Below are 14,607 nucleotides of genomic sequence, written 5' to 3' on the forward strand. Positions count from 1 at the left end.
GACCGATCGCACTGCGCTTAGCCGCGCCAGCTAGACCCCGCGTCGACCCGTGCATTCTGCCCGGGCGGCAACACCACCACCGTGGCATTCAGCTTCACCCGGTCGAACAGATCGATCACGTCCTCGTTGCGCATCCGGATGCAGCCGGACGAGATCGCCTGCCCGATATATTCCGGCTGGTTGGTGCCGTGGATACGGTAGAGCGTGTCCTTGTTGCCGAGGTAGAGGTAGATGCCCCGCGCGCCCAGCGGATTGGCGGGGCCACCGGCGACGCGCGCCGGATACGGTCCGAGCCGCGCCTGGATCTCCGCTGTCGGAACCCAGTCGGGCCATTCCGCCAGACGGCCAACGCGCGCGACGCCGGAGAAGGCCATGGCTTCCTCGCCGACCGCGACGCCGTAGCGGATCGCCTTGCCTTCGGGCAGCACGAAATAGAGGTAGCGCGCATCGGTATCGACCAGGATCGTGCCCGGCTGCTCCTTGCGCGGGTAGTCGACGATATGACGGAGATATTGCTCAGGCACGTTCGCCTGCGCGTAGGGCGTGTGCGCAAGCAACTGCCGGTCGCGCGGCGTCATGCTCGCATCCGTCGATGGAGAAAGCGTCGTCTGCATGCAGCCGGCGAGCGGAAGCATGGCCATGACGAACAATACGATTAGAGATTTTGGCACCACCGGCCCCCCGATAGCGGATAGCAGCGCCCCCAGCCCCACTAGATGCTGCCCAAATCGTGCTGAAAAAAAGGCAGTGCGGAACACGTGCGCGTGTTCCACTGGCCTGGTTCCATCACCACAAACGGCGGAGAAGCGTCGCACAGTCTCCATCCCCTCGCCTTGCTTTGGTCAAACCCGGCTGGACTCGTGGGTCATCGTGCGGACTCATCGGATTTGGGATGGGTTCACCTCGACAGATCGGCTCGCGCCAATGCGGACGCCCATACTTTAAACACTCGGACTTCAAAGGAGCTGCGATGCTCGCGACGCTGAACTCTAGGCAAATCGTCGATGAGATCGTGAAAGACACGGTCAAGGACAACGATCCGCACGACGCCATTCAGATTTCACCCGACATGGTGCTGGCTTCGCGCCCCATCAATGGTGCGCCCGCGTTGGCCCCTGAGATCGCAACCGGTCCAGAGCCGAAAATAGATCCGAAGTTCGCGCCGGAGCGCACCATCAATCCGGAGCCGAAATTCAGTCCCGTCCTGGAGCCGCAGACGGCAGCGCCTTCGGTCGACACCGCCGTGCGCGTCGCCGCCAGCGATGGTCGCCGGCAGAAGCGATCCTCCGCCGGCAAATGGCTGCGCGGCGCGTTCGTCATGATCTTGTTTGCGGGCGGAAGCGCGGCCGCCACTGTCGCCTGGGAGAAACATGGCGACACGGCCAGGCAGATGCTCGCCGAATGGACACCTGCATTGACTGCGTTGACTTCGCTGTTGCCTTCGACATCGCGAACGGCGGCACCGGTGACCGCCGCGCCGGTCACCGCTGCGCAGGCCGCGCCGCCCGCGGAGCCAGTCGCAACGGATCAGGCGGCGGATCAAGCTGCTCAACCTGCGACGCCGCCTCCGGTTCAGGTTGCAGCAGCCGCACCTGTCGCAACACAGCCCGATCCCGCGCAGTCGGTCCAATCGATGACGCGCGATCTCGCAGCGATGGCGCAGCAGATCGAAGCGCTCAAGGCCAACATCGCCGAGCTGAAGGCCGGGCAGGAGCAGATGGCGCGCGAGATGGCAAAACCACCCGCGCCAAAGCCGGTGGCTGAGGCCAAGCCGGTCGATCCGCGCGCGCGCGTGTCCACGCTCCCGCCGCGATCTCCGGCGCCTCCGGTTCGCAAGCCGAAGCCGGTCGTGTCGCAAACCTACATGCCGGCTTATTCGCCTGCGCCGCCTGCACCTTCGCAGGCTGCCGCGGTCGCGCCGACGGCAGCACCGGTCGCCACGACGCAAGCCGTTGCCGATGACGACGGACCTGTCGTGCGTCCGCCGATGCCGCTGCGCTAGACCAGGCGCGGGCGACAGCGTCGCTGTCGCGACATTATCAAGCTGTCCGAGTCGATGCGGTGCGTTGAGTCCGGGCAATTACGGAGACCGATATTTCGATCGTCTTCCGTCAAGAGAAAAGGCCGTCGGGATTTATGCCGCCGGCCTTCTCTTGCAGCTGCCGGTTCCCGGAGCCCGGTTCTGCTGCAATTCCATGCCTTATGATCACGTCGACATATTTAATAAAATCTTAACGCGCCCGAATGCTGCACATGATTTCTGCGCCATAAGCACAGAGATTGCGCGACCCGTTCATTCGAAAATATCGACTCAGTGGTATCATCCGGGATGTGTTGAGACTTCCACTGAAGCTCACGTCGTCACACCGGGGAAATCGAATGCCCTACTATTCCTTCGATCTCGTGGTTGGTGAAGAGTTCAAGAACCAGGGTGGAATCATCCTCGAAGACATCGAGGTCGCTTCCGATCGCGCCGTTCAATTGGCTACCGAGCTGTCGCAGGTGAAGCCGGAGCTGCAACGGAAGGGTTGCGCGGTGCGCGTCACCGATCGCGATCACAACGAGGTCTATCGCACGCCGCTCGATCCCGTGCCGGCCTGGCGGCGCTAGGCCACAGCGTCTTCGAGCGATTTGGAAACCGGTTCGCGTAAAGGCGCGTCGATCCGGGAATCAAAAGTACCGTTCCGGGTCATCGGAACGGGACTTTAGTCGTCCAGCACCGGCGGCTCGAACCAGTTCGTCAGCGACAATCCGCCGTCGACGACGAAGGCTGCGCCGGTGACGTAACCCGAGAGCTTGTTCGACAGCACTGCAAGCGCCATCGGCGCGAGGTCCTTGGCCTCGCCGAGACGCCCGAGCGGAATGTGCTTCGCCAGCGAGGCATCGGCAACGAACCCGCCCGCCGCGATCGCGCCGGGCACCAGCGCGTTGACGCGGATGTCGTGACGCCCGAGCGTCTTCGCGAGCTCCTTCACCAGCATCGCCATCCCCGCCTTCGCCGTCGAATAATGCGGCAGGTTGCGCGGCGTGCCCGCGTGCAGCGAGGTGAGAAACAGGAACGAGCCCGGCCGTTTCGCAGCGATCAGCCGTTTTGCCAGCCCGCGCGCCAGATGGAATCCTGCATCGAGATTGACGGCATGCATCTCCTGCCAGGTCTTGCGGTCGACCGCGAGCGCATGATCGGCCTCCCGCCGCGGCGGCGATGCGCTGTGCACGAAATGCGAGACCTCACCGAGCGCCTCTGCGGCGGCCAGCAGGGCATCGCAAGCGTCTGACCTGGCGAGATCGCCGACCCACGGCACCGCCAGTTCAGGCCTGCCGCTCGCGCTGATCGCCGCATTCACCCGTTCCAGGCTCATATCGGCGAACACGGTCCGAACGCCCTCGCCGACCAGCGCCTGCGCAATCGCGCGGCCGATGCCGTTGCCTGCACCGGTGACGAGCGCGGTGTCGCGTGCGGGGTCGAACGGCGTGCTCAACAGGCTCATGTCGCTCTCCGTGGCCAGGACGGGGTGACGATAGCGCACCGCACCGGGGAGCGACAAATACGTCCCGGCACCATTGCGGAGTGGCTTGCCGGACGCTAGCCTCCCAAAAAAACGGAGGAGATACCAAGGATGCGCACCGGTTTCCTGATCGCAGGTCTGTTACTGCTCACCGCGCCGGCCCAAGCGGCGGACCGTGCACGCTCGACCTATGTGACGATGGTCTTGCAGGCCTTCGCCGCCAAGGTGGAATGTCCGAACACCGATCTCGTCTATCAGGACCTCGTGCAGAAGGCGCAGCAGATGCAGCTGCCGGACGGCACCACCGAGAAGGTGCGCAAGGCGATCGCCTGGATGCACACCGGCGGCAAGATGGGCGAGAAGCAGGACGACGATTTGATGGCCGAGGTCGCGGTCGCGACCCAGGCGACCGACATGGACCAGCGCCGCCTCGGCATGCCCGGCTGGTGCGAGGCCCAGAAAACCAACCTCGCCGGCCTGATCCGCAGCAAGGGCGGCTAGGCGCGCTCGCGCGGCGTTAAGCACGCCGCGGCGGAACCGTCGCGGCGGCTAACTATCGTCATAATCCTCGACACCATGCGGCCTCTTCGAATTCGAACAGGAGAGCCCACATGCGGAGTATCCATTTCGTTTTCGCCGGCGCATTTGCGGCCGCCGCTGTGCTGACCGCGCCCGCCCTGGCGAAGAATTCCGATGCCCAGAAAGGCGAGGAAAGATCCACCTCGTCATCCTGTAGTGCCTACCAGCAGGCACCCGACGGCTCGTGGGAACCGCTCCCTTGCAAAGAGACAGGCGAGCGTCCCCAGCCGCAGACACAAAATCGCACTACGCAGCCGGGCGCCGACCGCGGGGAGCGCTGAGCGCGCTGGCCGCGGATCAGCTCTGGTGCGGGCCGCGGATGATCTTCATGGCGTCCTCGATGTGACGCCACTCCTTGGCCTCATCGGCCTCGCCGCGGCCCTCACAGGCCTGGGCCTGCTCGGCGGCCTTCGCAATCGCAGCGAAACCATGTTTTTCCAGCATCTGGCGCGCGATGGTGTGGACCTGGATCTCGGATATCATGGGCGCTCTCCTGTTCAGGAAACCGCAGCGCCTGGCTTGGCGCTCCGCGGCCTCTGACAACGATTTCGCCGCAGGTCCCGTTCCGCCCACGACCGATCACATCGGCAGGCCTGGAATTTGACGTGACGAGCAAGCAAGACAAAGGCGGTCCGCTATGCCCAGCGGACCGCCTTCTCACCCACCCCAAATTTGCAGTGTACCGGCCGGATCCCCTACCCGACCGCCGCGCGCTTGCGCTCCAAATCGTTCGGCACCTCGATATCGACCTCCAGGGTCGATACCTCGTCGCCGCGCTCGAGCCGGACGATGACCTTGGTCGGGTCCAGCGTGACGTGCCTGGACACGACAGCAAGAATTTCCTCGCGCAGCACGCCGAGCAGATCGGGCTGGCCGCGCAATCCGCGTTCATGGGCAAGCAGGATCTGCAGCCGTTCGCGTGCGACGGGTGCCGAGGCCTTCTTGCCGCGGAGAAGCCGAAGCAGACCCATGCTCATGCAGCCCTCCGTCGCAGCAGACGATCCATGAAGCGCCTGCGCTCGGCCGGAACCTGCATCGCCACGGTGTCGCCGCACAGCCGCCGCGCCGCGTCGATATAGGCCCGCGCGGGTGCACCGTCCACGTTCGACAGCGTCACCGGCGTGCCGACATTGGAGGCCTTCAACACGTCCTGGCTCTCGGGGATGATGCCGAGCAAGGGCGTTGCGAGGATTTCGAGGATGTCGTCGATGGTCAGCATCTCGCCGCGCGCGGCGCGCGAGGCATCGTAGCGGGTGATGAGAATGTGCTTCTGGACGTGCTCGCCCTTCTCGGCCCGCACCGTCTTGGAATCGAGCATGCCGATGATGCGGTCGGAATCGCGCACCGAGGAGACTTCCGGATTGGTGACGATCACGGCCTCGTCCGCAAAGCGCATCGCCATGGAGGCGCCGCGCTCGATGCCGGCCGGGCTGTCGCAGATCACCCAGTCGAAGCGGTCGCGCAAATCGTCGATGACCTTGCCGACGCCCTCTTCCGTCAGCGCGTCCTTGTCGCGGGTTTGCGAGGCCGGCAGCAGCCAGAGATTCTCCAGCCGCTTGTCGCGGATCAGCGCCTGCGGGAGCTTTGCGACGCCCTGCACCACGTTGATGAGGTCGAACACGACGCGGCGTTCGGCGCCCATGACGAGATCGAGGTTGCGCAGGCCGACGTCGAAATCGACGACGACGACCTTGTCGCCGCGTTGCGCCAGCGCAGCCCCCAACGCGGCGGTCGTCGTGGTCTTGCCGACCCCGCCCTTGCCTGATGTCACGACCAGTACCTTACTCATCTGAAATGTCTCCTTTGCTGGTCAGTTCAGTGCTGTAATTCGCATGGTATTCCCCTGCAGCCAGGCCTGCGCCGGCTTGCCGCGCAAAGCGGCGTCGATGTCGTCCGCAGTCTGGTAAAATCCATCAATTGCAAGCAGTTCAGCCTCGATCTTCTGACAATAGATGCGGGCGCTCGTGTGCCCATTGACCCCCGCCATGGCACGGCCGCGGAGCGCGCCGTAGATGTGGATGGAACCGCCGGCGACGACTTCGGCGCCGGAGCCGACCGAGCCCAGAATGGTGACGTCGCCCTCCGGGAAGATCACGGTCTGGCCCGAGCGCACCGGGCTATCGAGCAGGAGCGAGGTCGGCTTGGTTACGGCCTTCGCCTCGGCCTTCTTCGGCGCGCTCGGCTCAACCACGCAGCTGCGCCCTCCCGAGAGCAGCGGCGGCATGGTCGGCGTCAGCCGGCCCTCCTCCACCCCCTCGATCCCGAGCACCCGGATGTTGCGATCCTGGAGGCTCGTGAGCAGATGGGCGATGCCGGACTGGCTGAGATCGACCGAGGACAGATCGATCACCACGGGCCGGCCGGCGAAGAAACCCGGCGAGCGCGCAATCGTGGCGTCGATCTCCTGCAGCCAGTCCTGGATCGGAACCGTCGGCACGAACACGAAGGCCACGTAGGAGCGCCCGCGCAGGCGAACCATTTGGCGTTGGACTTTTGCTGCAGCCTCCATAGCGGCCGACTCGATCCCTGTTATTGAATGGTTAACGATGCGGCGAATTTGGTTAATGGCTGGTTAATTTATCCTAGGGCACGTGGGGGTGTGGACGGGCTGGGCCTGCGGAAGGGCTTGGGCGAGCGCTTCCGCGCAACACACCGCTGTCATGCCCCGGCTTGACCGGGGCATCCAGTACGCCGCGGCTTATCCGCATCATGGCACGGCCTCTGGAATACTGGATCGCCCGCCCACGCGGGCGATGACACTGAGAATGTCGAGACAGTGGGCCCTCACGCCGTCCATTGTGATCGCAGGCCCGATCATCCGGATTGACACGATGGTGGCATCTGGTTTCGATCCGCCTCCCCCGTGGACGGAGCCGATCATGTCAATTCAGTCTTCCATCAGGCGCAAGACCGCGCCGGACATCCATGCACGCAAGCGGGGCGAGCCGATCGTGATGTTGACGTCCTATCACGCGCATACGGCCGCACTGGTGGATCGGCATTGCGACGTCATCCTGGTCGGCGATTCCCTTGGCAACGTCATGCATGGCTTCGAGACGACGGTGCCTGTTACGCTCGACATGATGATCCTTCAGGGCGCCGCGGTAATGCGCGGCTCGAAGCAGGCGCTGGTCGTCGTCGACATGCCGTTCGGCTCGTATGAAGCTTCCAGGGAGCAGGCGTTCAACTCCGCAGTGCGGATCATGAAGGAAACGCAATGCGGCGCGGTGAAGCTTGAAGGCGGCGTTCGCATGGCGGAGACGATTGCATTCCTGTCCGGGCGCGGCATCCCGGTGATGGGCCACATTGGTCTGACACCGCAATCCATCAACACGCTCGGTTCGTTTCGTGCCCAGGGGCGCAACGAGGTGGACTGGGGCCCGATCGAGGACGATGCGAAGGCCGTCGCCGATGCCGGTGCATTCTCGGTCGTCGTCGAAGCCGTGGCCGAACAGTTGGCGCGCAGGATTACGGAGACGATTGCGATCCCTACCATCGGCATCGGTGCGAGCGCTGCCTGCGACGGTCAGGTGCTCGTGCTCGAGGATATGCTCGGGCTGTCGCCACGCACCCCGAAATTCGTCCGGCGCTACGGCAATCTTGGTCCGGCCATCGAAGCGGCGATCGAAGGCTATGCCGCCGACGTGCGGTCACGCGCCTTTCCCGGGCCCGAACACGTCTACGAGATGAAGAAAAGCTGACGTCAGCTGTCCTGCCCGACGGGCACATTCCCTCATGTCAATTCGCCATCGCTGTGCACTTTGTGCCGTCGCCGGAACTCATCGAAAGATTGCGACGCAATGGCTTAGCTCGCTTGTGGCACAAACTGCATAGCCAAACGTATCTGCGCGTGTCTACTCTCTACCGCCATCAAGCTCTTCTCGCTGCGCGCTGTCGGCACCGTCGCACAACGCGCAAATAGGCCGGCTATGCGGAGAGAAACAATGCCGAAGATGCGCGCAGCTCGTGCAATCTCGCCTCCTCACCGTCTTTTGCCAGAGCAACGACGGACCCGCGCCCTGCGATGCGAGAGATTCTCGACGCCTTGAAGATGCGAGGCAGTTGAACGAACCGCAGTTGAGCGCTTTCACCAGCACGAGAGTCCGCACGTGGGTATCGCGACGTACCAAGCACCGGCCGCAGACGTTTGCGAAGGCAGCGCAACGAGTGCGATCTTTATTCCGGGCGGTACCTTCCGCATGGGATCGGATCGGCACTATCCGGAAGAGGCCCCGTCCCACATGGCGAGCGTCGACGGATTCTGGATCGACCGCACGCCGGTGACGAACCGCCAATTCAAGGAATTCGTGCGAGCCACCGGGCACGTCACGTTTGCCGAAGTCGCTCCGGATCCAAAGAACTATCCGGATGCCCTGCCCCACATGATCTTCGCGGGATCGCTGGTCTTCGCGCCGCCGGATCATCCTGTCGATCTTCGTGACTACAGCCAATGGTGGACGCTGCTCAAGGGCGCAAACTGGCGGCGTCCCTATGGCCGGAAGAGCAACATCAAGTCGCTCGACGATCATCCCGTGGTCCACGTCGCCTATTCCGACGCGCTCGCCTATGCCCGATGGGCCGGCAAGGATTTGCCCACGGAAGCCGAGTGGGAGTTTGCCGCGCGCGGCGGACTCGAGGGGGCCGAGTATGCCTGGGGTGACGAGCTCGTTCCGGCGCGGCGTCCATCAGGCCAACATTTGGCAGGGACACTTCCCGTTCGAGAACCGGCGCGAGGACGGCTACGAGCGGACCTCGCCGGTGATGACCTATCCGCCGAACGGTTACGGCGTCTTCGACATGATCGGGAATGTCTGGGAGTGGACCAGCGATTGGTGGGCTCCGAAGCACCAGGCCGACGCCAAAAAGGCCTGTTGCATCCCGCAAAACCCGCGGGGCGGCCCCGAACAAGACAGCCACGACCCCAGCCTGCCGCTCAGCCGGATTCCGCGCAAGGTGATCAAGGGCGGCTCGCATCTCTGTGCGCCAAATTATTGCCGCCGCTATCGACCGGCCGCACGCCATGCCGAGCCGATCGACACGTCGACCAGCCATCTCGGGTTTCGCTGCGTGACACGTCCAGGGAGAGAGTGATGACCGACAAGAAGACGACGGAAGACTTCAGCCGCCGCAAATTGCTCGCGGCCTCCAGCTCGCTCGCCACCATTGCCGCTTTCTCGGCTATGGTACCGGTCCAAATCGCGCAAGCACAGGGGACCACACAGCCCTCGTCTTCCGCCGGCGGCGCGAAGCCGAACATCATCCTGATCCTGTCGGATGACTTTGGCTATGGCGACTCCGGGGTCTACGGCGGTGGCGAAAATCGTGGCATGCCGACGCCGAACATCGATCGTCTCGCGAATGAAGGACTGCAATTCATGTCCTTCTACGCGCAGCCGAGCTGTACGCCCGGACGTGCGGCGGTGCAGACCGGCCGAATTCCAAACCGCAGCGGCATGACCACCGTGGCATTCCAGGGCCAGGGCGGCGGACTTCCCGCTGCAGAATGGACGCTAGCTTCCGCTCTGAAGACCGGGGGCTACAAGACGTTCTTCACCGGCAAATGGCATCTCGGCGAGGACGACTACGCGATACCGAACGCCCAGGGCTACGACGAGATGAAGTATTGCGGACTCTATCATCTCAACGCCTACACCTATGCCGACCCGACGTGGTTTCCCGACATGGACCCCGAACTCAGGGCGATGTTCACGAAGGTCACCAAGGGCGCGCTGTCTGGAAATGCCGGGCAGCCGGCGAAGGAGGATTTCAAGATCAACGGACAATATGTCAACACGCCGGACAAGGGCGTCGTCGGCATTCCCTTCTTCGACGATTATGTCGAGAAGGCCTCGCTCGAATATCTCGATCGCAACAAGTCCTCGGGCCCCTTCTTCATGAGCATCAACTTCATGAAGGTGCACCAGCCCAACATGCCGGCCCCCGAATTCCAGGGCAAGTCGATGTCGAAGAGCAAGTTTGCCGACTCGGTGGTGGAGAACGACACGCGCATCGGCCGTATCATGGACAAGGTGCGGTCGCTCGGGCTCGACAAGAACACCTATGTGTTCTGGACCACCGACAACGGCGCCTGGCAGGACGTCTATCCGGATGCCGGCTATACGCCGTTCCGCGGCACCAAGGGCACGGTCCGCGAAGGCGGCAACCGCGTCCCCTCCATCGCATGGGGGCCGGGGATCAAGGCTGGTACGAAGAATTCCGACATCGTCGGCGGCCTCGACTACATGGCGACGTTCGCGAAGCTCGCCAGCGTGAAGCTGCCGGAGAACGATCGCGAGGGTAAGCCGATCATTTTCGACAGCATCGACATGTCCCCGGTCCTGTTCGGGACCGGTAAGTCCGATCGCAAGAGCTGGTTCTTTTTCACCGAGTCCGAGCTCACGCCGGGCGCAGCGCGCGTCGGCAATTACAAGGCGGTGTTCAACCTGCGCGGCGATGACGGCGTCAAGACCGGCGGCCTCTCGGTTGACAGCAACCTCGGCTGGAAGGGACCGGAGTCCTATGTGGCGACCGTGCCCCAGGTCTTTGACCTCTGGCAGGATCCGCAGGAGCGCTACGACATCTTCATGAACAATTACACGGAACGCACCTGGATCATGGTCACGATCAACGACTCGATCAAGGATCTGATGAAGACCTACGTGAAATTTCCGCCACGGAAGATCCAGAGCGAGACCTACGCGGGACCGATCACGATTCAACAGTACGAGCGGTTCCAGATGTTCAGGGATCAACTTGCCAAGAGCGGATTCCAGATCGGCATGCCTACCGGCAACTGAATGTTGCAGAAGGAACGGCCCCCGATTCCGGGCCGTTCCGCTTTCTGTTGCCAAGATACATGAGAGCTGAGGCCATCATATGATACCCAAGGAGGACGCTCGATCAATTAAAGCCGTATGGCAGGGCTTCGATCGCAAGGCGTTTTCGCCCGGAGCGACCATCTTCTCCGAGGGCGAGATTGGAACGGTCGCCTTCATCCTGCTTCGCGGCGACGTCACGCTTCTCGCTGGACTGGAAGCCGGCCGACAGCGTGCATTGACCAGGCTGAAACCAGGCCAGATGTTCGGCGTGCACGCGCTCATGGCCGGGGCCCGGCGCGGCGCAACCGCCTTCACCGAACGAGGATGCGAGGTGATGTCGGTCAGCGAAGACAAGCTCAAGGAGAAATTGGAAGAGGCCGACCCGTTCATTCGCTACTGGGTCGATTATCTGTCGAAGCGCATTATCGACCTCTCTGCGCCGTAACGTGCTCGTGGAGCCCGGCGATGGACCCACATCCAGACCGCAAAGCGCGCTTCAGCCTCTTCGTGACGATCCTGACCCTGTTCCTGTCCGCCGCGCTTCTGGTCGGCGCGGGCGTCACGGTTTCCGACTACGTCCAGAACAGGAGGACCGCAATCCGCGTGGCCGCCGACACGTTCAAGGAAAAGATCGGCCGAATCAACGAGCGGCGCCTGGCGTTCTTTGCCTCGCCGTTCCTGATCGTGGAGCAGCTCCACGATGACCCCGTGCTGCTCCAATCGGCCGGATCCAAGGACGCTATCCTGAAATCGATCCTGTCCGGCCTGCGGATGAACCCGCATATTTCAGCCGTCTACGCCGGTTACGAAAACGGAAACTACTTCCAGGTCCTGTCGATCTCCGATGCCGAGAAGTTCTTCATCGACCGGCTCGGTGCGCCGCAGGCCACCCGTTTCGCTGTTCAGGACATCCGGTCCGACAATGGCGCTCGCAGGGAAGCCTGGAAGTTCCTCGATGCCGGCGGCGCTCAGATCGGGGCGCTGGACGATCAAGTCGCCAGCTATGACCCCCGCAGCCGCGATTGGTATCGCGACGCGCGCACGCAGCCGCAAAAGGTCGTCCGCAACGACGCGTATGTCTTCGCAACCACCTCTCAGGTCGGAATGACACTGGCGCGAGCCTTCGAGGGCGGTGCAGTCGGCGTTGACATCACGCTCGATCGGCTGATGACCTACGTCCGCTCGGTCAGATCGAACGAAAACCAGCGCTTCGTCGCGTTCGACGACCACAGCCGCCTGCTCGCCCATTTCGATCCCGACCAGATGTTCAAGCCGACGACGGTCGGCGGCATCAAATCGGCCGAGCTCGCATCGACCGCTGATCTCACCGACCCCGTGGTCCGCCAGGCGCTGGAGGTCTTTGCACGAGACGGTCCGTACGCCTCTGCATTGTTCGAAGTCGCCGACGCCGAGTATCTCGCGACGGTCGTGCGCCAGGTCGGCCGGGAAGGAGGCATCTTCTTCGTGCTCTACGCTGCCCCGGTATCCGACTTCATGGGACCTCTGGCCGATGCCGCCGCGCGAAACATCCTGGCCGCGCTGGTGGTATTCCTGCTGGCCCTGCCCGCCATCATCTACTTCGCTCACTCGATCTCCCGGCCGCTCAGCAGGCTCTCCGAAGAAGCGGAATTGATCCAGGAATTCCAGCTTGCGGCTCCGATCAAGATGAAGTCGCACATTCGGGAGGTCCACACGCTGATCAGATCGATGTCCGGCATGAAAGGAGCGATCCGGGAAGTCTCGAAATACGTGCCCAAGGCGCTGGTCAGGGAGCTATTGCAGAGCGAAGGCTCCGTTGAGGTCGGCGGCACGATGCGCCGCGTCAGCATCCTGTTCAGCGATATCAGGGACTTCACGCAGATCGCCGCGAGCATGGCGCCTGAATCGCTGCTGAGGGATCTTTCCGAATATTTTGAGGAGCTCGCATCCCTGATCATCAAGGAGGGCGGAACGGTCGACAAATATATCGGCGACGCGATTTTCGCGTTCTGGAACGCTCCCCTTCCCCTGGAGCGTCATCAGCACCTGGCTTGCGCTACGGCGCTCAAGTGCCGTTTCGCCCTCCAGCGCCTGAACGGCCGCCGGGTCGAGCAAGGTCTGGCGCCGTGGCATACGCGTTTCGGAATTCACGTCGGCGATGCGGTGCTCGGCAATGTCGGATCATCCGACCGCATCGACTACACCGCGATCGGTGACACCGTGAACATCGCCTCCCGCCTGGAGGCACTCAACAAGTATTATGGTAGCGGCATTCTCGCCAGTGGTGAGATTGTCAACGTTTGCTCAGATGCGTTCCTGTTCCGCCGGATCGATCGCAGCCAGCCGAAGGGCGCGAGCAAGCCGCTTGATGTCTTCGAGCTCCTTGGCATGTTCGAAGGCCCCGAATCGTACCGGGTTACGACCGAGATGGTGCGGCTCGTCGAAGACTGGAACCGCGTCTATGAGGTGTACGCCAACAGGGACTGGCTCGGCATGCTGGATGCCCTGCAGGAATTTGCCGTGAACCACCCCGACGATGTTGTGGCCGGTATCTATCTTTCACGGGTGATCGGATTCGTGCTGGAGCCTCCCCCCGAAGATTGGAGCGGAATCATTCGTTTCGACGCGAAATGAAGGGTTCGCTCCAGCCGCGCTACCGCCCCCCTACTTCTTCACCTTGCTCGCATCCATCTTGACGGCCGGATCCAGCATCTTGGTCGTGAAGGCCGTAGAGACGTCGAACGGCTTCTCCATGCCGAGATAGGTCTGGACCAGCTCATAGTCCTTTTTCATCCGCTCGCCGTCGATCCAGCCGAGACCCTTGGTGGTCGTGAACTCGTCGGTCATCAAATACTTGATGCGCTCCCACTGGCGTTCCTGGTTCTCCTTGTCGAGACCCGAGACCTGGTCGAGCAGCGCCTTCAGGCACGGCGTGACGTCGGCGACGCAGGCCGCAAAGGCCTTCTGCGAGATGCGCACGAACTCCTCGACCAGCTTGGGATTCTTCTGGAGATAGGCGCCGTTGACGATCAGCGAATTACCGTAGGGGTTGAGCCCGATGTCCTTCCAGTTGATGAAGCCGAGATCGGGCCCGAACTCGATCACCTTGAGATCATGCTCGTTGTAGAAGTCACTGATGATGTCGACGGTATGGCTCTTCAGCGCGGCGATCTTCGCGGTCGGGCCGATATTGACGAAGCTGACGGCATCAGGCGCGATGCCTGCGGCCTTGGCAAAAGCCGGCCACATCACGCGCGAGGCGTCGCCGGGCGGGTTGCCGATCTTGTGGCTCGGAAAATCCTTCACGCCATTCACGCCGTAGCTCTTCAGCCAATAAAACGTCTGGCCGGTGTTGGCGTAGATGCTCATCAGCGCGACATCATCGGCGCCCTTGCTCTTGGCGACCAGCATGGTGGCGAGATCGGCGATGCCGAACGGCGAGCCGCCGGAGCCGACCTTGGCGGCGGAGACGCCGGAGCCCTTGCCGACCTCGATGGTCAGGTCGATGCCGGCCTTCTCGTACCAGCCCTGCGCCTTGGCGTAATAGAACGGCGAATGGTCGGCCGTCGGCGTCCAGTTCAGGATCAGGTTGACCGCCTCGCCCGCGCTCGCCGGCACCGCCGGCACACCGAGCATCAGGGCCAAAGCCAAAGCCGAGCCCGCAGCCTGCAAACGCTTCATCGCATCCCTCCTCATTGCCGCGACCCGGCTTGTCGCTCTCCCCG

At 63.0% G+C, this 14,607-nt stretch carries 15 protein-coding genes and 1 pseudogene; 9 read left to right on the forward strand and 7 right to left on the reverse strand.

Features of this window, described 5'->3' with window-relative positions:
* Window positions 1-17: 17 nt before the first annotated feature.
* Complete coding sequence (locus tag ABIA90_RS40190) at window positions 18-635, reverse strand: L,D-transpeptidase (protein WP_166105773.1); 618 nt, start codon at window positions 633-635, stop codon at window positions 18-20.
* Between the two features lie 335 nt (window positions 636-970).
* On the opposite strand from ABIA90_RS40190, the gene ABIA90_RS40195 reads away from it, so the two are divergent.
* Together ABIA90_RS40195 and ABIA90_RS40200 are read left to right on the forward strand one after the other, a co-directional pair.
* Window positions 971-2,002 (forward strand): hypothetical protein, encoded by a 1,032-nt coding sequence (locus ABIA90_RS40195; protein ID WP_354121580.1) that lies wholly within the window; start codon window positions 971-973, stop codon window positions 2,000-2,002.
* A 377-nt stretch (window positions 2,003-2,379) separates the two neighbouring features.
* On the forward strand, window positions 2,380-2,610 hold the full coding sequence (locus ABIA90_RS40200) for a DUF6894 family protein (RefSeq protein WP_027530842.1): 231 nt from the start codon (window positions 2,380-2,382) through the stop codon (window positions 2,608-2,610).
* Between the two features lie 95 nt (window positions 2,611-2,705).
* On the opposite strand, the gene ABIA90_RS40205 is transcribed toward ABIA90_RS40200, so the two are convergent.
* Complete coding sequence (locus tag ABIA90_RS40205) at window positions 2,706-3,488, reverse strand: SDR family NAD(P)-dependent oxidoreductase (protein ID WP_354121579.1); 783 nt, start codon at window positions 3,486-3,488, stop codon at window positions 2,706-2,708.
* A 129-nt stretch (window positions 3,489-3,617) separates the two neighbouring features.
* On the opposite strand from ABIA90_RS40205, the gene ABIA90_RS40210 reads away from it, so the two are divergent.
* Window positions 3,618-4,007 carry a hypothetical protein gene (locus tag ABIA90_RS40210; RefSeq protein ID WP_283018709.1) on the forward strand — a complete coding sequence of 130 codons (390 nt, stop codon included), beginning with the start codon at window positions 3,618-3,620 and terminating at the stop codon, window positions 4,005-4,007.
* Between the two features lie 110 nt (window positions 4,008-4,117).
* Window positions 4,118-4,366 carry a hypothetical protein gene (locus ABIA90_RS40215; protein WP_354121578.1) on the forward strand — a complete coding sequence of 83 codons (249 nt, stop codon included), beginning with the start codon at window positions 4,118-4,120 and terminating at the stop codon, window positions 4,364-4,366.
* Between the two features lie 16 nt (window positions 4,367-4,382).
* On the opposite strand, the gene ABIA90_RS40220 is transcribed toward ABIA90_RS40215, so the two are convergent.
* From ABIA90_RS40220 to minC, 4 genes are all read right to left on the reverse strand, one after another.
* On the reverse strand, window positions 4,383-4,568 hold the full coding sequence (locus tag ABIA90_RS40220) for a hypothetical protein (RefSeq protein ID WP_028161169.1): 186 nt from the start codon (window positions 4,566-4,568) through the stop codon (window positions 4,383-4,385).
* A 212-nt stretch (window positions 4,569-4,780) separates the two neighbouring features.
* Window positions 4,781-5,062: a cell division topological specificity factor MinE gene (minE, locus tag ABIA90_RS40225; RefSeq protein ID WP_063983590.1), complete on the reverse strand. Its 282-nt coding sequence runs from the start codon at window positions 5,060-5,062 to the stop codon at window positions 4,781-4,783.
* Window positions 5,059-5,874, reverse strand: a complete 816-nt coding sequence (minD, locus tag ABIA90_RS40230; RefSeq protein WP_063983591.1) for a septum site-determining protein MinD — start codon at window positions 5,872-5,874, stop codon at window positions 5,059-5,061. Before minD ends, minE begins: the two co-directional genes overlap by 4 nt.
* A 21-nt stretch (window positions 5,875-5,895) precedes the next feature.
* Window positions 5,896-6,594: a septum site-determining protein MinC gene (gene minC / locus ABIA90_RS40235; RefSeq protein ID WP_063983592.1), complete on the reverse strand. Its 699-nt coding sequence runs from the start codon at window positions 6,592-6,594 to the stop codon at window positions 5,896-5,898.
* A gap of 370 nt (window positions 6,595-6,964) precedes the next feature.
* Here minC and panB point away from each other — a divergent pair, with 370 nt between their 5' ends.
* The 5 genes and pseudogenes from panB to ABIA90_RS40260 all read left to right on the forward strand — a co-directional run bounded on the left by panB (window position 6,965) and on the right by ABIA90_RS40260 (window position 13,516).
* Window positions 6,965-7,786: a 3-methyl-2-oxobutanoate hydroxymethyltransferase gene (gene panB / locus ABIA90_RS40240; RefSeq protein WP_354121689.1), complete on the forward strand. Its 822-nt coding sequence runs from the start codon at window positions 6,965-6,967 to the stop codon at window positions 7,784-7,786.
* Window positions 7,787-8,284: 498 nt separating this feature from the next.
* Window positions 8,285-9,176: pseudogene (locus ABIA90_RS40245) on the forward strand (formylglycine-generating enzyme family protein).
* A complete protein-coding gene (locus ABIA90_RS40250) occupies window positions 9,176-10,882 on the forward strand; it encodes an arylsulfatase (protein WP_354121577.1) in 1,707 nt (568 codons plus the stop codon). Before ABIA90_RS40245 ends, ABIA90_RS40250 begins: the two are co-directional and overlap by 1 nt.
* 79 nt (window positions 10,883-10,961) lie before the next feature.
* Window positions 10,962-11,348, forward strand: coding sequence for a Crp/Fnr family transcriptional regulator (locus ABIA90_RS40255; protein ID WP_166353015.1), 387 nt, complete (start codon window positions 10,962-10,964; stop codon window positions 11,346-11,348).
* A gap of 20 nt (window positions 11,349-11,368) precedes the next feature.
* Entirely contained in the window at window positions 11,369-13,516 is a 2,148-nt protein-coding gene (locus tag ABIA90_RS40260) for an adenylate/guanylate cyclase domain-containing protein (RefSeq protein ID WP_071914467.1), read from the forward strand.
* A gap of 30 nt (window positions 13,517-13,546) precedes the next feature.
* Here ABIA90_RS40260 and ABIA90_RS40265 read toward each other — a convergent pair whose 3' ends face one another.
* Entirely contained in the window at window positions 13,547-14,563 is a 1,017-nt protein-coding gene (locus ABIA90_RS40265; protein ID WP_354121576.1) for an ABC transporter substrate-binding protein, read from the reverse strand.
* Window positions 14,564-14,607: the final 44 nt, after the last annotated feature.

Source organism: Bradyrhizobium sp. LA6.8 (assembly GCF_040547935.1).
In the GTDB taxonomy this organism is placed as follows: Bacteria; Pseudomonadota; Alphaproteobacteria; order Rhizobiales; family Xanthobacteraceae; genus Bradyrhizobium; species Bradyrhizobium barranii.